This is a genomic window from Arthrobacter sp. GCM10027362 (genome assembly GCF_042679445.1).
Lineage (GTDB): Bacteria > Actinomycetota > Actinomycetes > Actinomycetales > Micrococcaceae > Crystallibacter.
In genome coordinates this window covers 34,027-51,332 of the sequence record NZ_JBHTML010000012.1, presented here as the reverse complement: position 1 = coordinate 51,332, position 17,306 = coordinate 34,027, and the positions used below count along the sequence as shown (strand labels likewise).

Sequence of the window (17,306 nt, the reverse complement as noted above, 5' to 3'; positions counted from 1 at the left end):
CCGGTGCGGCGGCCTCGGCCTGCCGCTCTTCGGCGGCCACGGGGGCTGTGCCCTCGCCCGCGGCCGGAGCGACGGTGCCCTCCGAGCTTGCGCGGCGGTTGCGGCTGCGGGTACGGCTGACCCGTTCGGCGGCCTTGACCGGATCACCGCCGTCCTTCTTCGGAGCTGCGGCGGCTTCGGCGGGAGCCTCGTTCAGCTTGGCCCGGCCTGCCGGCGCCTTTTCGGCCTGCTCCGACGGCGCCTGCTCCGACTGCGCAGCCTTGGTGGTGCGCCGGACCGGACGGTCCGCTACGGCAGAGCCGCGCTGGTGGTCGGAAATGGCGGCGACAAGATCGCTCTTGCGCATCCGCGAGCCTCCGGTGATTCCCAGCTGGCCGGCGAGGACCTGCAGCTGCACAAGCTTGAGTCCAGCCAGACCTGCGCTCTTGGGCGCAGAGTCCGATTTTTCTTCCACACCTGCAATCAGGTCAGTGGTTTCTGTCACGAAGGTTCCTTCCCCCTCGTCGGGCGGTCCGGATGGGAACAGGACCGCGGTGATTGCCTCCCGTCCGGTGCATGAGAAGCCCGGCCGGGTTCGGGTTTGCCAATGCCTAAGCCGGGCAAAGCCGAGTGATAGAAAGAGCCTTGGATGGAACCCGTTCACCCAGGTTGAGGTTTCGCCGCGGTGCCGGTGGCTCAATATGCACCGGCGGAACGCCTGGCGGGTCCTGGAAGGCTGCACCGATACATCGGTTAACGACGTCTCGACCCACAACGCATCCTTGCTGGAGCATTCAATACTGACTGGAATCAATACCGAGCCGCATCAATTGCGATTGATCCGACTTTGGTCGATCGGAAGCTTCCCGCGCCGTTTAACCATACCGGTTAATTCCGGGGGTGCACTCTTACTCTAGCACCTTCTGTGTCCACCGCGAGCCTCAGAACACGCCAGCCGTCGGGTGAATCCGAGGACTTCAGGTGGTCGGCGATCAGTGCCTCCACGGCGTCGGCCTGTTCCGCACCCGCCGCCAGGGTCATCACCGTGGGACCCGCCCCGGAAACCACCGCCGCAAATCCGGCGGCGCGCAGTGCCTGGATCAGGTCCGCACTCGGCCGCATGGCCGGCGCCCGGTGGGCTTGGTGCAGCGCGTCCACGGTGCCGGGCAGCAGCAGCGAAGGGTCCCGCGTCAGTGCCTGCACCAGCAGCGCGGCCCGACCCGAGTTCGCCGCGGCGGCGCTATGGGAAACCATGTCCGGCAACAGGTTCCGCGCCGTTTCGGTGGAGAGTTCGTAGGCCGGAATGGCCACCACCGGGACAACTTCCGGGTCGATATCCACCGCGGTGCTGAAGAACGTACCGTCCTCTTCCCAGGAAATGGCCAGCCGGCCGGCCAGGGCGGGGGCCACATTGTCCGGATGGCCTTCCAGTTCGGAGCAGCGCTGCAGGATCTGCGCCGCATCCAGCCTGGCCTCGGCAGGCAGCAGTGCGTTCGCCGCCAGGACCGCCGAGACGATGGCAGCCGCGGAGGAGCCCAGGCCCCGGCCGTGCGGAATCACGTTCTCCGCCCGCAGCCGCAGCCCGGCCGCGCTGAAGCCTGCCGATTCCAGCGTCTCGCGCAGCGTCCTGATGATCAGATGGGATTCGTCGGTGGGCAGTGCGGAGGCGCCCTCACCGGTGACCTGCGCCCGGAAGATGCCATCCTCGGTGGTTTCCACCGATACCGTGTCGTACAGGCCCACGGCCAGGCCCAGGCTGTCGAAGCCCGGGCCGAGATTGGCGCTGGTGGCCGGAACCTGCACGCTGACGCGCTGTCCGGCCTTGACCGCGGTGCGCTCCAATATCCTCAAGACTTCCCTACTCCAGGCCCAGGGCTGCCGCCACGCTGATAACGTCGAAGTCGACCTTCACCGGCGAGACTTCGGCTCCGTCCTCGGTGCGCAGGGCCCACTGCGGGTCCTTCAGTCCGTGGCCGGTGACGGTGATGACGATGGTCTTGTCCTCCGGTACCTCGCCGGAGGCATGCTTCTTGATCAGTCCGGCCACCCCGGCGGCCGAACCGGGCTCGACGAAGACGCCTTCCTTCGAGGACAGCCAGCGGTGTGCGGCAAGAATTTCGGCGTCGGTCACCGAGTCGATCAACCCGCCGGACTCGTCGCGGGCTTCGATGGCCGTCTGCCAGGAGGCGGGGTTGCCGATCCGGATCGCCGTGGCAATGGTCTCGGGCTCGGTTACCGGGTGTCCCAGCACCAGCGGGGCGGCGCCGGCGGCCTGGAAGCCCCACATCTGCGGGGTCTTGGTGGCAACGGCCGGCAGCATGCCGGCGGTGGCCGACTCGTAGGGAGCGGCGTATTCGCGGTAGCCCTTCCAATAGGCGGTGATGTTCCCGGCGTTGCCCACCGGCATCACGTGGATGTCCGGGGCGTCGCCGAGGAAATCCACGGTCTCGAAGGCCGCGGTCTTCTGGCCCTGGATGCGCGCCGGGTTCACCGAATTGACCAGGAACACCGGGTAGGCCTCGGAGAGCTTGCGCGCCACCTCGAGGCAGTTGTCAAAGTTGCCGTTGATCTGGATGATCTCGGCACCGTGGGCGATGGCCTGGCTCATCTTTCCCATGGCGATCTTGCCGGCCGGCACCAGCACGGCGCACTTCAGGCCCGCCTGGGTGGCGTAGGCCGCCGCGGAGGCGGAGGTGTTGCCGGTGGAGGCGCACACCACGGCCTTGGCGCCGGCCTCGACGGCGGCGGTGATCGCCATCGTCATCCCGCGGTCCTTGAAGGATCCGGTGGGGTTCATGCCCTCGACCTTAAGGTAGACGGTGGAGCCGGTGAGCTCGGAGAGCGCCTTGGCCCGGACCAGCGGAGTGCCGCCTTCACCCAGCGTGATGATTTCGGTCTGTCCGGTGACCGGCAGACGGTCGGCGTACTCGCGGATGACACCGCGCCATTGGTGAGCCACTTAGACTCCTTCTACTCGCAGGACGGAAATAACTGAATTGACGACGTCGAGCGCGCGGATCTCCTCCACCGTGGCCGCCAGCGCCGCCTCCGGCCCGCGATGGGTCACAATCCGCAGTTCGGCGGCCGGCCGGTCGGCGGAAGGCAGGCCCGGGACCGGCTCGGTGTGGACGGTCTGACGCATGGTTTCGATGGAAACGCCGTGGGCGGCGAAGATCTGCGCGATCTTGGCCAACACGCCCGGCTGGTCCGCCACGTCCAGGCCGATGCAGTAGCTGGTGGTCACGGCGCTCAGCGGCAGCGCGGGAACCTGGCTCTTGGTCGCCTCGATGCGCCACGGGCCGCCGGCCACCAGCGCGCGGGCCGCGCTCACGACGTCGCCAAGCACTGCCGACGCCGTCGGGGCGCCGCCGGCCCCCTGGCCGTAGAACATCAGTTGGCCGGCGTTGTCTGCCTCGACGAACACAGCGTTGAAGGCCCCGTGCACGGCGGCCAGCGGGTGCGTGCGCGGCAGCAGCGTCGGGTGCACCCGGACCGAAATGCCCTCGGTGCCGTCCTCGGTGGCCAGCTTCTCGGCAATGGCCAGCAGCTTGATCACCAGCTGCGCGTCCTTGGCCGCGGCAATGTCCTCCGCGGTGACCTTGGTGATGCCCTCGCAGTAGACATCGTCGAGGTTGAAGTCGGTGTGGAAGGACAGCGAGGCAAGGATCGCGCCCTTGGCCGCCGCGTCCAGGCCCTCAATGTCCGCGGTCGGGTCCGCTTCGGCATAACCGAGTTCCTGGGCAGCCTTCAGCGCGTCCGCGAACTGTGCGCCGGTGGAGTCCATCTGGTCCAGGATGTAGTTCGTGGTGCCGTTGACGATCCCGAGCACCTTGGTAATCCGGTCCCCGGACAGGCTCTCGCGGATCGGGCGCAGGATCGGGATGGCGCCGGCGACCGCGGCCTCGTAGGCCAGGCGCACCCCGGCTTCGTGCGCCTTCGCATACAGCTGCTGGCCGTTGGTGGCAATCAGCGCCTTGTTGCCGGTGACCACCGTGGCGCCGCCCTCAATGGCCTTGACGATCAGGCTGCGGGCAGGTTCGATGCCGCCCATCAGCTCGATGACGATGTCCTTGTCCTTCACCAGCGTCTCGGCGTCGGTGGTGAACAGGTTGCGCGGCAGCTCGACGTCGCGGGGCGCGTCGATATTGCGCACTGCGATCCCCGTCAGTTCCAGCTTCGCACCCACCCGGGCCGCGAGGTCGTCCGCGTCCTCAAGCAGGATACGGGCCACCTGGGAACCGACGTTACCGCAACCCAAGAGTGCCACTTTCAGCGTGTCCATGCCGCTCCAACTTCCAATCAGTGAAATATGCACAAGCGCGTCGCGCTTTCCCAACCGCTCGCAAGCTCGCGGCGGGACCCCTTAGCGCTAGCTTAGAGTCTGGTCCGGCTCAGCCCAGGTCGCGGGCCAGCAGGTCTGCTTCGGTTTCCCCGCGGACAATCAGCCGCGCCTGTCCGTCCCGGACGGCGACCACCGGCGGACGAGGCACGTAATTGTAATTGCTGGACAAGGCCCAGCAGTAAGCCCCGGTTGCCGGTACGGCCAGCAGATCCCCCGCGGAAACATCCTCGGGAAGATAAACATCCCGCACTACAATGTCACCGCTCTCGCAGTGTTTGCCAACCACGCGGGAAATAATCGGCTCGGCCGCCGTCACACGCGAGGCCAGCGCCGCAGAATAATCCGCGTCGTAGAGCACCGGGCGGGCGTTGTCGCTCATGCCGCCGTCGACCGAAATGTAGCGCCGCGGGCTGGTGCCGCCTTCGTCGCGGTCCACGTTGACGGTCTTGTGCGTGCCGACCTCGTAGAGCGTGAACGTCGTCGGGCCCACGATTGCCCGGCCGGGCTCGATCGAGATCCGCGGCACCGGGATGCCCAGCCGTGCGCAGGTCGAGCCGACGACGCCGGCCATGGCCCGGGCCAGTTCGGCCGGCGGGCGCGGGGTGTCCGCTTCGGTGTAGGCGATGCCGTAGCCGCCGCCGAGGTCCAGTTCCGGCAGGTCCACGCCGTGGTCCTGCCGGATGTCGGCCAGGAAGGTCAGCAGCCGCTCGGCCGCCAGGGCGAAGCCCTCCGGCTCGAAGATCTGCGATCCGATGTGGCAATGCAGGCCCAGCAGGTTGATGGACGGGGCGGCCAGCGCCCGGGCGACCGCCTCGGCGGCCGGGGACCTGTCCTGCTGCCCGCCGGCATCGCCGTGCTCGGGGGCCGCCATGGAGAGGCCGAATTTCTGGTCCTCGTGCGCGGTGGCGATGAATTCGTGGGTGTGCGCGTGCACGCCCGGGGTCAGCCGCAGCATCACATTGGCCCGTTCCCCGCGCGCGGCGGCCAGGTCCGTCAGCCTGGCCAGTTCGTCCAGGCTGTCCACCACAATCCGGCCCAGGCCCATGTCCAGGGCACGGTTCAGTTCCGCGTCGGACTTGTTGTTGCCGTGCAGCCCCAGCTTTCCACCGGGAAGGCCGGCGCGCGCGGCCACGGCCAGTTCGCCGCCCGTGCAGGTGTCCAGGCGCAGGCCCTCCTGCTCCACCCAGCGGGCCACTTCCGTGCACAGGAACGACTTGCCGGCGTAGTAGACGTCCACTCCCCCGCACAGGTCGGCGAAGGCGGCGTCGAAGGAGTCCTTGAAGTCCCGGGCGCGGGCGCGGAAGTCCGCCTCGGAGAGCACGAACAGCGGGGTGCCGAACTGTTCCTTGAGCTCGTCGACGCCGATTCCGCCGACGGTCAGCTCCCCGGAGTCCGAGCGCCGAACGTCGCTGGCCCATAGCTGCGTGCGCAGCGAGTTGACGTCGTTGGGGGGGCTGAGCCATGCGGGTGCCAGCGGGGAAGCCTGGGCAGAGGTGGAGACCATGGCGCTACATCCGTTCCGGGGCGCTGACACCGAGCAACTCCAGGCCGTTGGCCAGGACCTGGGTGGTGGCGTCGTTGAGCCACAGGCGGGTGCGGTTGACGTCTTCCACGGGTTCATCCCCCATCGGTGTCACGCGGCAGACGTCGTACCAGCGGTGGTACGCGCCGGCGATGACCTCCAGGTGGCGGGCAATCCGGTGCGGCTCGCGGTATTTCGCCGCGGTGGCCACCACGGACGGGTACTCGCCGAGCTTGGCCAGCAGTTCGTTCTCGGTGGCGTGGTCCAGCAGCGAGGCGTCGAAGGCACTGCGGTCCACCCCGGCGGCGGCGGCGTTGCGGGCCACCGCGCACGTACGGGCGTGCGCGTACTGGACGTAGAAGACCGGGTTGTCGTTGCTGTGCTTCTTCAGCACTTCCGGGTCGATGGCCATCGGCGAGTCCGCAGGGATCCGCGCCAGCGCGTAACGCAGCGCGTCCTTGCCCAGCCATTCGACCAGGTCCCGCAGCTCGATGATGTTGCCGGCGCGCTTGGACAGGCGCGCACCGTTAACCGAGATCAGCTGGCCGATCAGGACCTCGATGTTCTTCTCCGGGTCGTCGCCGGCGCAGGCGGCAATGGCCTTGAGCCGGTTCACGTAGCCGTGGTGGTCGGCGCCAAGCAGGTAGATCTTTTCCTCGAAGCCGCGGTCCTTCTTGGACAGGTAATAGGCGGCGTCGGCGGCGAAGTAGGTTGGTTCGCCGTTGGCCCGGATCAGCACCCGGTCCTTGTCGTCGCCGAAATCGGTGGTGCGCAGCCAGACCGCGCCGTCCTCGTCGAAGATGTGGCCTTGGGCGCGCAGGCGTTCGACGGCGGCCTGGATGGCGCCGGTGCTGTGCAGCTGCTGTTCGGAGAAGTAGACATCGAAGTGAACGCCGAACTCGTGCAGCGTCTTGCGGATGTCCTCCATCTGCGCCTCGTAGGCGGCGTGCCGGACCACCGGCAGGGCCGCCTGGTCGGTGAGCTCCCGGATGTCCGGATGGGCGGCCAGCACCTCGTGCCCGAGGTCGGCGATATAGGGGCCGGGGTAGCCGCCTTCCGGCGTCGGCCGGCCGTGGATGGCCGCCAGCACGGATTCGGCAAACTTGTTCATCTGCTTGCCGGCGTCGTTGATGTAGTACTCGGCTGTGACGTCCGCGCCGCTGGCCCGCAGCACCCGGGCGATCGCGTCGCCGAGGGCGGCCCAGCGGGTGTGGCCGATGTGCAGCGGGCCGGTGGGGTTGGCGGAGACGAATTCCATGTTGACCACGTGCCCGGCCAGGGCGTCGTTGGTGCCGTAAGCCGGCCCGGCCTCGACGATGCTGCGGGCCAGCGACCCGGCGGCCGCGGCATCCACGGTGATGTTCAGGAACCCGGGCCCGGCGATCTCCACCTTGGCCACCCCGGTGATCTTCTCCAGCCGGGCGCTGAGGATTTCGGCGAACTGTCGCGGGTTCATCCCGGCCTTCTTGCCCAGCTGCATCGCTACATTGGTGGCCCAGTCCCCGTGCTCCCGACTCTTCGGACGTTCCACCCGAACCTCGCCGGGCATCTCGACGGCGAATTCGCCGGCGTCGACGGCGTCCTGAAGGCAGGCGGTAATGGCAGCGGAGAGTTCTTCTGGAGTCACCCATTAAGCATAAATGCCCGTACCAACTCCGAATTCCGCCGCGGGAGGGGCCGGTAAGTACGTGATCGCCGCGGCAGGGGTTTCGGGACCGGGCCGGGGCCCGGACGGCCCGCACGGACATATTCCGTGGCTGTTGAGCGCGCCGTTTTCGTGTCGCGGCCCCTGACCTGATAAGCTCTATGAGTCCTGAAGATCAGTGCACGACTTCCCCCGGGAAGCATGGTGGACCGGTCGGAGCCACGCCCTCGTAGCTCAGGGGATAGAGCGTCTGCCTCCGGAGCAGAAGGCCGTAGGTTCGAATCCTATCGAGGGCACGCGAGGATACAGAAGGTCCGGGGCCGCAAGGCCCCGGACCTTCTGCCTATTCCGGCATTTCCCGTCCTTCGGCTCAGGCCGGCTGCAGCGACTTCCCGCGCAGCGATCCGCGGAAGGTGCGCCGGTAGGCCGCCGGGCTGACTCCCAGCGCCTTGGTGAAATGGTGCCGCAGCAGCACTGCCTGGCCGAAGCCGCACACCCGGGCGATTTCCTCGATCCCCAGGTCGGTCTCCTCCAACAGTTCCTGGGCCCGCAGCACCCGCTGCGAGTTCAGCCACGCGGCCGGTGTCGCCCCGGTTTCGGCCCGGAACCGGCGGGCGAATGTCCGCTCGGACATGTGCACACGCGACGCCAGTTCCGCGACGCTGACCTCCTGGCCGAGGTTTTCGCCGAGCCAGACCAGCAGGTCCTTGAGCGTGTTGCAGCCGGCCAGGGACATCGGCCTGTCGATGTACTGCGCCTGGCCGCCGTCGCGGTGCGGGGGCACCACCATGTCCCGCGCGATCGCCGTGGCCACGGACGCCCCCAGTTCGGTACGGACCAGATGCAGGCACGCATCGATCCCCGCGGCGGTGCCGGCACTGGTGATGATCCGCCCGTCCTGGACATACAGGACGTTCTCGTCCACCTCGATCAGCGGGTATTCCCCCGCCAACCGCCGGGCGTACTGCCAGTGGGTGGTGGCACGCAGGCCGTCCAGCAGGCCCGCCTCGGCCAGCACAAACGCGCCCGAACATACGGACAGTATCCAGGCGCCCCGGGCATGGGCCCGGCGCAGGGCCTGCTTGACGCTCTCCGGGGCCGGGACGGAGTCCCCGTAGGGGGCCACCACCACCAGGTCCGCATCCTCGGTGGCGTCGAGGCCGCGCGCAACGTTGATGGTGAAGCCCGTCTTGGTCCCGATGACGCCGGGCTCAGGGGTACAGACGGTGAAATCGAAGGCGGGAACCCCGGTTCCGCGGTTCGAACGGTCGATGCCGAAGACCTCGCACACCACGCCGAACTCGAAGGGGGACGTCCCGGGAAGTACTATGGCCGCTACCTTTTTCAGCACGTTTCCATTATGGCAGTTTTTTGCTGTTAAGGGTCTTTTCCGCCACTCTTTTTTTGCCTCGCGCGGGCGCACGATGGCGGTATGGAACTTCTTCTGGCACTGGTACTCATCACCATCGTGGTCGCCCGCACCATCAGGGCCATCCGCCGGGACGGTCTGGGCCATGCCCCCGCCGAGCGCTCGCAGGCAGACTGGATCGCCGATTCGCTGCCGAGCAGGGCCTACGCGGACCTGGCCCGGTTCCACTGAGCATTCATCCACCCCGAAACCACTTCGATCAGCAGCGCACAGGAGCCCGGTGCCGCCAGGCGGGACCGGGCTCCTGTGCTACCGCAGCCGGCCTGGATACCGGGGCACTGTCCCTGCCTCCTGCCCGAGGGCCTTCGCCTCCAGCAGTTCGAATTCCCCCGGCTGATGGTTCCGGCCTCGCGCAGGGCGTTGGCTTGGCAATTTCGTCCACCCCGCTGCGGACGTTCCGCCATCCCGCCGGCTACCGGCGGTGCGCGAACAGGTCCCGCAGCAAGGCCACCTCGGCCAGGTGGTGGATCAGTTCGCGGTTGATGTGCAGCACCAGGGCCGCCATCGGGCGCTCCGCGAAGGGTCCCTCGGCGGCACCGCAGGCCCGGCCCAATCCCTCCGCCCGCAGCGAGCGGACTCCCTGGACCCAGCGGCCGTAATACTCGTCCAGCACCGCCAGCGCGCCGCCGGCGGCGCCGGGGTAGTCGAATTCCTGATAACTGACCGGGGGGCCGCCGAAATACGCGGCGTTGCGGACCCCGAGGACGCCGACCAGGATGTGCCCCAGCCGCCAGGCAATGGTGGTCACCGGCGCCGGGGAGGGTTCCGGCAAGGCGAAGTCGATGGTGAACATACCGGAGCCGGCGGCGATCGGCGCATGGCTGGTACCGCGGTGCCGCACGTTCCAGCACCCTTCGGCCGGCTCCCAGAAGTATTCCTCGTCGGTCAGCCCGTCCAGCCGCGGCCGCGCCTGACGATCCCAGTGCCACACCAGCTGGTCCAACAGTTCCGCCTGGACGTCGAACGCCATCCCTGCCCCTTTCCCGGCTTTCCCCGCCCTTCCCCGGCACGGCCGGTGCCGGCCGCGGCTACACCCATGATGGCCGCCGCGGATCTGTTTGCCCAGCAGCCTGCCGGCGACGCGGCCCGGCAGAACCCGGGGACGCGGAAGGGGCCGCACGCTGCCAGCGTGCGGCCCCTTCCGGAGCAGCCGACACGGACCAGGAGGCCGGCCGGGAACTCCCGGTGCAGGTTACTGGAGCATCGTGCGGTCGTCGACCGCGGCGCCCTTGATCTTTTCGAACTCGTGCAACAGGTCCGGCACCGTCATCCGGCCCTTCTGCTCCCGGTCCAGATCCAGGATGATCCGCCCCTCGTGCATCATGATCAGCCGGGTGCCCAGCTGCAGCGCCTGTTCCATGTTGTGCGTGACCATCAGGGTGGTCAAATGGTGGCGGCTGACCACCTCGGCGGTCAGCCGGCTGACCAGCGCCGCGCGCTGCGGGTCCAGCGCGGCCGTGTGCTCGTCCAGCAGCAGGATGCTGGGGCTGCTGAACGTGGCCATGAGCAGGGACAGCGCCTGGCGCTGGCCGCCGGAGAGCAGGCCCACCTTGGCCTTGAGCCGGTTCTCCAGTCCCAGTTCCAGCGACTTGAGCTCTTCGCGGAAGAATTCGCGCTTCTTCCGGGTCACGCCCGGGGCCAGGCCGCGGCGCTTGCCGCGTTCGTAGGCGATGGCCAGGTTCTGCTCGATGGTCATCTCCGGCGACGTACCCGCCATCGGGTCCTGGAAAACCCTCCCGACGAACTTGGCCCGCTGGAACTCGGCCAGCCGGGTCACGTCCTTGCCGTCGATGGCCACCGTGCCCGAGTCCGGGCGCAGCTTCCCCGAGGCGATGTTCAGGATGGTGGACTTGCCGGCGCCGTTGCTGCCGATGACGGTGACGAATTCGCCGGCGTCCAGGGACAGGTTAATCTCCTGCAGCGCCACGCGCTCGTTGACCGTGCCCGCAAAGAAGGTCTTGTGCACATTCTTGATTTCCAGCATGGTCAAACCTTCGCCCCCGCCGATTCGGTTGCTCCCGTCAGGGATTTCTTCATGTTCGCAAGCCCCTGGACTTTCCGGAAGACCTTCAGCTGCGGCAGCACCAGCGCGATGACCACCAGCACGGCCGAGATCAGCTTCATGTCGTTCGGGTTCAGGCCCGCCTGCAGCGCCAACTGGATGACCACCCGGTACAGCACCGAGCCGAGCACCACTGCCAGCGTGGCCACGAAGATGACCCGCGACCCGAAGATGGCCTGCCCGATGATCACCGAGGCCAGCCCGGCCAGGATCAGGCCGATGCCCATGCCGATGTCGGCAAAGCCCTGGTACTGGGCGATCATCGCCCCGCACAGCGCCACCAGGCCGTTGGACAGCGCCAGCCCCAGGATCTTGGTCCGGTCCGTGCTCACGCCGAAGCTGCGGATCATCTGCTCGTTGTCGCCGGTGGCCTGCAGGGACAGGCCCAGGTCCGTGTGCAGGAACCAGTCGATGACCAGCTTGATGGCCAGGGCAATGATGGCGAAGACCAGGATGCCGACGGCGGACCCCAGGAACCCGGCGTCGCGCAGCGGCGTCAGCAGGGTGTCCTGCCGCAGCAGCGGCAGGTTCGCCTTGCCCATAATGCGCAGGTTGATCGAGTAGAGCGCGATCATGGTCAGGATGCCGGCCAGCAGCCCGTTGATCTTGCCCTTGGTGTGCAGGATGCCGGTCACCCACCCCGCAGCCAGCCCGGCGGCGAACGCCGCGAGGGTGGCCAGCAGCGGCGGGACGCCGTTGATGATGCTGATGGCGGCGACGGCGGCACCGGTGGTGAAGCTGCCGTCCACCGTCAGGTCGGGGAAATTCAGGATTCGGAAAGTGAGGTACACCCCGAGGGCCATGACCGCGTAGATCAGACCCAGTTCAACCGCAACAATCATGCGTGTGGTTCCTTAGTTGTCGAACAGTTCGGTACTACTGGACGACGTTGTCCGCGGACTTGAGCACCTCGGCCGGAATTTCAACGCCCATCCGCTTGGCCGCAGCCTCGTTGACCACCAGCTCAAGGTCGGAGGCCTTCTCGATCGGCATTTCGGCCGGCTTGGCCCCGTCCTTGAGGATCTTCACGGCCATCTCGCCGGTCTGGTATCCCAGCTTCTCGTAGTTGATGCCCTCGGTGGCCAGCGCGCCCTGCTTGACGCTGTCGCCCTCGGAGGCGATCACCGGAACCTTCTTGGACTCGGCGACCTGGATCAGGGAGCCGAGCGCGGACACCACATTGTTGTCGGTGGGCACGTAGAAGGCGTCGACATCGAGGGACTGGGCAGCCTGCTGCACTTCGCCGGAGTTGCTGATGGTTGCTTCCTTGACCTCAAGGCCCAGCTTCTTTGCGGTTTCCTTGGCCAGGTCCACCTGCACCTGCGAGTTGACCTCGCCGGAGGAGTAGACAATGCCGACGGTCTTGGCATCCGGCACGATCTTCTTCAGCAGTTCCAACTGCTTGTCCACGGGATTCAGGTCCGTGGTGCCGGTGATGTTCCCGCCGGGCTTTTCCAGGCTGTCCACCAGGTCCGCCTTGACCGGGTCGGTCACGGCGGTGATCAGCACCGGAATGTTGGTAATGGCCTGGGCGGCGGCCTGCGCGGTCGGCGTGGCGATGGCCAGGACCAGGTCCTTCTGGTCCGTATTGAACTTGCCGGCGATATTGGTGGCGGTGCCCTGGTCGCCCTGGGCATTCTGCTCGTCGTAGTTGACGTTCCTGCCCTCGGTGTACCCGTTGTCCGCCAGCGCCTTCTTGAAGCCTTCGCGGGCGGCGTCCAGGGACGGGTGGGAGACGATCTGGGTGATGCCAATGTCGACAGTGTCCGCCCCGGCGGCGGCACCGGTCTGGCCGGACGAACCGCTGTCGCTGCCGCAGGCGGTGGCCAGCAGCGCGGTGCCCAGCAGGCCGGCACCCAGGGTGGCCATTCTCGAACGCTTCATGCAAATTCCTTTCCACGGCATCGGGTACTTGGACGCCGGGGCCATCCGGCAGCATTCCGCCGGGTGGCCGGCGCCGCAGCATCATCGCCTGCAGGCGCCAGGGCCCTCCCCTGCCCAACGTTTCCACCGATACTATCTGTGAGACAGTTCACAATGTCCAATCGCTAACCGATTGTCAGGACAACCCTAGACGAAAACCCCGCTTCGGCTGGACATGCCAGAGCAAAACGTCCCCGGCGCCACCAATCCGTCCAGCGTGCGGCTTAGCCGCCGGCCGCCCCGATTTGGGCCCGACCGATAAAATAGTGGCAATCATGCCTCTGACAATTTCCTATCCCGCAACCCTTCCGGTTTCCGAACGGCGGGACGACATCATGGCCGCCATTGCGGCCAACCAGGTTACCGTCATCGCCGGCGAAACAGGGTCCGGCAAAACCACCCAGATTCCCAAGATGTGCCTGGAACTGGGGCTGGGCGAGAAGGGGCTGATCGGCCACACGCAGCCCCGGCGGCTGGCGGCCCGCACGGTGGCCGAACGCATCGCCGAGGAACTGGATGTCCAGCTCGGCGAGGAGGTCGGCTTCCAGGTCAGGTTCACCGGCGAGGTGGGCAAAACCACCCGGATCAAGCTGATGACCGACGGCATCCTGCTGGCCGAGATCCAGCACGACAAGCTGCTGAAGAAATACAGCACCATCATCATCGACGAGGCGCACGAGCGCAGCCTGAACATCGACTTCATCCTGGGCTACCTCAAGCGCATCCTGCCCAAGCGGCCGGACCTGAAGGTGATCATCACCTCCGCCACCATCGACCCGGAGCGCTTCGCCCGGCACTTCGGCACCGGGACGGAGCCGGCGCCGGTGATCGAGGTCTCCGGACGTACCTACCCGGTGGAGATCCGCTACCGGCCGCTGAACCTGCCCGCCGGGGAAATCGACCCGGATGACGATTCGGCCGAGCTCGAAGAGGACCGGGACCCGCTGGATGCCGTCTGCGACGCGGTGGACGAACTGTCCAGGGAGGCCCCGGGCGACATCCTGATCTTCTTTTCCGGCGAGCGCGAGATCCGCGACGCCGCCGAGGCGCTGCGTCCCCGGCTGCAGGCCAACCGCCGGCTGGCGGGTGCCGAAATCCTGCCCCTGTTCGCCCGGCTCTCGCTGGCCGAGCAGCACCGTGTCTTCACGCCCGGCGGCAGGCGCCGGATCGTGCTGGCCACCAACGTGGCCGAAACCTCCCTGACCGTCCCGGGCATCAAGTACGTCATCGACACCGGCACCGCCAGGATCTCGCGCTACTCGCACCGCACCAAGGTCCAGCGGCTGCCGATCGAGCGGATTTCGCAGGCCTCGGCCAACCAGCGTTCGGGCCGCTGCGGCCGCGTCAGCGACGGCATCGCCATCCGGCTGTACTCCGAAGAGGACTTCGCCTCCCGGCGTGAATTCACCGACCCGGAGATCCTGCGCACCAACCTGGCCGCAGTCATCCTGCAGATGACCGCCATGGGTGTGGCCCGCAGCGCCAAGGACATCGAATCCTTCCCCTTCGTCGAACCGCCCGAAACCCGGGCGATCAACGACGGCGTGAATCTGCTGCGCGAACTCGGCGCCCTGGCTGCACCTGCCGGGCGCGGCGCCGGCTCCGACGACGCGCACGCACGGGGCGGCCTGACCGCCGTCGGCCGCCAGCTGGCGCAGCTGCCGGTGGATCCGCGGCTGGGCCGGATGATCGTGGAGGCGGGCAAGCGCGGGTGCGTGCGCGAGGTGATGGTCCTCGCCGCCGCCCTGACCATCCAGGATCCGCGCGAGCGTCCAACAGACAAACAGCAGCAGGCCGCCGAAAAGCATAAGCGCTTCGTGGACGAGAATTCGGACTTCACCGGGATCCTCAACCTCTGGCGGTACGTGCAGGAGAAGCAGAAGGAGCTTTCCTCCAGCGCCTTCCGCCGGCTCTGCCGCGATGAGTTCATCAACTATCTGCGCATCCGCGAGTGGCAGGACCTCTTTGCCCAGCTGCGCCAGCTCGCCAAGCCGCTGGGCATCACGCTCAGTCCGGGCAGCGAGGTGGACCCGGCAGGCAAGCACGATGACATCCACAAGTCGCTGCTGGCGGGACTGCTGAGCCACATCGGCCTCTACGACGAACGCAAACGCGAATATGCGGGCGCCCGCGGCACGCGTTTTGCCATCTTCCCCGGCTCGGCACTGTTCAGGAAGTCCCCGGACTGGGTAATGGCCGCCGAGCTGGTGGAGACCTCCCGGCTCTGGGCCCGGGTGGCGGCCCGCTTCGATCCGCTTTGGGCCGAGGAAATCGCCCCGCAGCTGCTCAAGCGCAGCTATTCGGAGCCGCACTGGTCCCGGCGGATGGGCTCGGTGATGGCCTACGAAAAGGTCACCCTGTACGGAGTCCCGATCGTGCCGCAGCGCCGGATCCAGTACGGGCGGATCGACCGCGAACTCAGCCGCGAGCTGTTCATCCGGCATGCCCTGGTGGAGGGTGACTGGAAGACGCACCACAAGTTCTTCCACCGCAACCGGCAGCTGCTGGCCGAGGTCGAGGAACTGGAAACCCGCACCCGGCGGCGCGGCCTGCGCGTGGATGACGAGACCCTCTTCGAGTTCTACGACCAGCGCATCGGCCCCGACGTGGTCTCCGAACGGCACTTCGACAAATGGTGGAAGGGCGCCCGGCAGGAGAATCCTTCACTGCTGGACTTCGACCCGGACGCCCTGCTCACCGAGGAAGCCGGGGACCTGGACGAGTCGGCGTTCCCGAAGGCCTGGCACCAGGATTCCTTCGAGCTGCCGCTGAGCTACGAGTTTTCCCCCACCGCTCCGGGCGCACTGCCGAATGCCTCGGACGGGGTCACCGTCAAGATCCCGGTGCTGTTCCTGAACCAGCTGGAACCGGCCCCGTTCCGCTGGCAGATCCCGGGCCTGCGCGCCGAGCTGATCACCGCCCTGATCAAGTCCCTGCCCAAGCAGGTCCGCAAGAACTTCGTACCGGCCCCGGACGTGGCCCGCTCCGCGGCGGCAGCCTTGGCCGAGGACTTCGATCCTGGCACGGACGAACTGGAGCCTTCGCTGGAACTGGTCCTGCGGCGCATGAAGGGGCACATCATCCCACCAGGATCCTGGAACTGGGATGCGGTGCCGCCGCACCTGCGCATGACCTACCAGGTGGTGGACGCCAAGGGAAGGGTCCTGGGCGAAGGCAAGGACCTGTCCCGGCTGCAGGAGGAACTGGCTCCGGCCACGCGCCGGGCCATCGCCGAATCCCTGGGCGCCACGCCGGAGACCGTCAAACCAGCGCCGAAATCCGGGCCCCGCGGTGTGCGTGCCGCCGAACGGGCCGCGGGCGTGGGGACCAAGACGCGGTTGTCTGCGGCGACCGGGGAGCGTGCCGAGGTCATGGTGCTGGCCAACGGCGACGTGCTGGCCGAACGGTCGGGACTGAAGGGCTTCGCCCCGTCGGTGCTGCCGCGGCAGGTCTCACGCCTGGTCGCCGGGCACACGGTCAGCGGCTACCCGGCGTTCGTCGACGAAGGCGGGACCGTCGGGCTGCGGATCTACCAGACCCGGGCGGAGCAGGAGTCGGCGATGCGCTCGGGCGTCATCCGGCTGCTGGCCCTGAAGGTCCCCTCCCCCCAGCGCTATGTGCTCGAGCACCTGAACAACACCGAGAAGCTGACCTTCAGCCAAAATCCGCACGGCTCGGTCAGTTCGCTGATCGACGACTGCACCCTGGCCGCGATCGACAAGCTGGTCCCGGCACAGCTGCCCTTCACCGCCACGGAGTTCAGCGACCTGTACGAGACGGTGCGGGCCGAACTGATCGACACGGTCTTCGCCGTCACCGCAACGGTGGAAAAGATCCTTTCGAGCACACGCCGGATCCAGAAGGCACTGAAGTCCAGCACCAGCCTGGCCCTGATCAGCGCGCTGAACGACATCAAGGCCCAGCTGGAGCATCTGGTCTACCCGGGGTTCGTGGCCCGGACCGGCTATGCGCAGCTGAGCCAGCTGCCCCGCTACCTGGCCGCGATCGAGCGCCGGCTGGAGAAGCTGCCCACCAACGTGGCCCGCGACGCAGCGCAGATGGCCGTCGTCCAGCGGCTCGAGGATGAGTACGACGACGCCGTGGCGGCCTTGCTGCCCGGCTCGCGTCCCGGCCCGGGCCTGCAGCGGGTGCGCTGGATGCTCGAGGAACTGCGCGTCAGCTTCTTCGCGCAGGAACTGGGCACCGCCTATTCGGTCTCGGAAAAACGCGTCCGCTCCGCCCTGCACGAGGCCCTCGCCGCCTAAAGCCCGTTCAGCGGCTCCCCCACCCCTCGCACGCCCGGGGCAGGGACCCCTGCCGCTTCACGTAGGGCACGAATCGGGCAGGGTCAGGTGCCTGCGCGCGCAAGAGAGCCGCCAGGGGTCCCGAGGCTGAGCTTGCGAA

The 17,306-nt window shown here is 67.6% G+C and carries 13 protein-coding genes and 1 tRNA gene; 3 read left to right on the top strand and 11 right to left on the bottom strand.

Annotated elements, in window-relative coordinates; genetic code table 11:
- The 6 genes from ACFQ36_RS04100 to argS form a co-directional block, all read right to left on the bottom strand.
- Positions 1 to 484: Rho termination factor N-terminal domain-containing protein (locus tag ACFQ36_RS04100; protein ID WP_377010907.1), on the bottom strand; the 484-nt coding region annotated here is incomplete at its 3' end.
- Positions 485 to 867: 383 nt separating this feature from the next.
- Positions 868 to 1,830, bottom strand: a complete 963-nt coding sequence (thrB, locus tag ACFQ36_RS04095; RefSeq protein ID WP_377010905.1) for a homoserine kinase — start codon at positions 1,828 to 1,830, stop codon at positions 868 to 870.
- 7 nt (positions 1,831 to 1,837) lie between these two features.
- Positions 1,838 to 2,938, bottom strand: a complete 1,101-nt coding sequence (thrC, locus tag ACFQ36_RS04090; RefSeq protein ID WP_377010903.1) for a threonine synthase — start codon at positions 2,936 to 2,938, stop codon at positions 1,838 to 1,840.
- Positions 2,939 to 4,261, bottom strand: a complete 1,323-nt coding sequence (locus ACFQ36_RS04085) for a homoserine dehydrogenase (protein ID WP_377010901.1) — start codon at positions 4,259 to 4,261, stop codon at positions 2,939 to 2,941.
- Positions 4,262 to 4,370: 109 nt separating this feature from the next.
- The gene (gene lysA / locus ACFQ36_RS04080) at positions 4,371 to 5,825 is read right to left on the bottom strand and encodes a diaminopimelate decarboxylase (protein WP_377010899.1); all 1,455 of its coding nucleotides are present in this window, start codon (positions 5,823 to 5,825) and stop codon (positions 4,371 to 4,373) included.
- Between the two features lie 4 nt (positions 5,826 to 5,829).
- Complete coding sequence (gene argS, locus ACFQ36_RS04075) at positions 5,830 to 7,470, bottom strand: arginine--tRNA ligase (RefSeq protein WP_377010896.1); 1,641 nt, start codon at positions 7,468 to 7,470, stop codon at positions 5,830 to 5,832.
- A gap of 241 nt (positions 7,471 to 7,711) precedes the next feature.
- On the opposite strand from argS, the gene ACFQ36_RS04070 reads away from it, so the two are divergent.
- Positions 7,712 to 7,784, top strand: a tRNA-Arg gene (locus tag ACFQ36_RS04070).
- Positions 7,785 to 7,858: 74 nt separating this feature from the next.
- On the opposite strand, the gene ACFQ36_RS04065 is transcribed toward ACFQ36_RS04070, so the two are convergent.
- Entirely contained in the window at positions 7,859 to 8,839 is a 981-nt protein-coding gene (locus ACFQ36_RS04065) for a GlxA family transcriptional regulator (protein ID WP_377010894.1), read from the bottom strand.
- An 81-nt stretch (positions 8,840 to 8,920) separates the two neighbouring features.
- Here ACFQ36_RS04065 and ACFQ36_RS04060 point away from each other — a divergent pair, with 81 nt between their 5' ends.
- Entirely contained in the window at positions 8,921 to 9,088 is a 168-nt protein-coding gene (locus tag ACFQ36_RS04060; protein ID WP_377010892.1) for a hypothetical protein, read from the top strand.
- Positions 9,089 to 9,329: 241 nt separating this feature from the next.
- On the opposite strand, the gene ACFQ36_RS04055 is transcribed toward ACFQ36_RS04060, so the two are convergent.
- From ACFQ36_RS04055 to ACFQ36_RS04040, 4 genes are all read right to left on the bottom strand, one after another.
- Positions 9,330 to 9,887 carry a DinB family protein gene (locus ACFQ36_RS04055; protein ID WP_377010890.1) on the bottom strand — a complete coding sequence of 186 codons (558 nt, stop codon included), beginning with the start codon at positions 9,885 to 9,887 and terminating at the stop codon, positions 9,330 to 9,332.
- A 222-nt stretch (positions 9,888 to 10,109) separates the two neighbouring features.
- Positions 10,110 to 10,901 carry an ABC transporter ATP-binding protein gene (locus ACFQ36_RS04050; RefSeq protein WP_377010888.1) on the bottom strand — a complete coding sequence of 264 codons (792 nt, stop codon included), beginning with the start codon at positions 10,899 to 10,901 and terminating at the stop codon, positions 10,110 to 10,112.
- A gap of 2 nt (positions 10,902 to 10,903) precedes the next feature.
- Positions 10,904 to 11,821 (bottom strand): ABC transporter permease, encoded by a 918-nt coding sequence (locus ACFQ36_RS04045; RefSeq protein ID WP_377010886.1) that lies wholly within the window; start codon positions 11,819 to 11,821, stop codon positions 10,904 to 10,906.
- A gap of 34 nt (positions 11,822 to 11,855) precedes the next feature.
- The gene (locus tag ACFQ36_RS04040; protein ID WP_377010884.1) at positions 11,856 to 12,863 is read right to left on the bottom strand and encodes an ABC transporter substrate-binding protein; all 1,008 of its coding nucleotides are present in this window, start codon (positions 12,861 to 12,863) and stop codon (positions 11,856 to 11,858) included.
- A gap of 314 nt (positions 12,864 to 13,177) precedes the next feature.
- On the opposite strand from ACFQ36_RS04040, the gene hrpA reads away from it, so the two are divergent.
- Positions 13,178 to 17,167 carry an ATP-dependent RNA helicase HrpA gene (gene hrpA, locus ACFQ36_RS04035; RefSeq protein WP_377010882.1) on the top strand — a complete coding sequence of 1,330 codons (3,990 nt, stop codon included), beginning with the start codon at positions 13,178 to 13,180 and terminating at the stop codon, positions 17,165 to 17,167.
- Positions 17,168 to 17,306 lie beyond the last annotated feature (139 nt).

Coding starts and splice junctions, on each gene's coding strand:
- ACFQ36_RS04085 (WP_377010901.1), bottom strand. CDS start 4,261: ATGGACACGCTGAAAGTGGCACTCTTGGGTTGCGGTAACGTCGGTTCC.
- ACFQ36_RS04050 (WP_377010888.1), bottom strand. CDS start 10,901: ATGCTGGAAATCAAGAATGTGCACAAGACCTTCTTTGCGGGCACGGTC.
- ACFQ36_RS04060 (WP_377010892.1), top strand. CDS start 8,921: ATGGAACTTCTTCTGGCACTGGTACTCATCACCATCGTGGTCGCCCGC.
- hrpA (WP_377010882.1), top strand. CDS start 13,178: ATGCCTCTGACAATTTCCTATCCCGCAACCCTTCCGGTTTCCGAACGG.
- lysA (WP_377010899.1), bottom strand. CDS start 5,825: ATGGTCTCCACCTCTGCCCAGGCTTCCCCGCTGGCACCCGCATGGCTC.
- ACFQ36_RS04055 (WP_377010890.1), bottom strand. CDS start 9,887: ATGGCGTTCGACGTCCAGGCGGAACTGTTGGACCAGCTGGTGTGGCAC.
- ACFQ36_RS04040 (WP_377010884.1), bottom strand. CDS start 12,863: ATGAAGCGTTCGAGAATGGCCACCCTGGGTGCCGGCCTGCTGGGCACC.
- ACFQ36_RS04045 (WP_377010886.1), bottom strand. CDS start 11,821: ATGATTGTTGCGGTTGAACTGGGTCTGATCTACGCGGTCATGGCCCTC.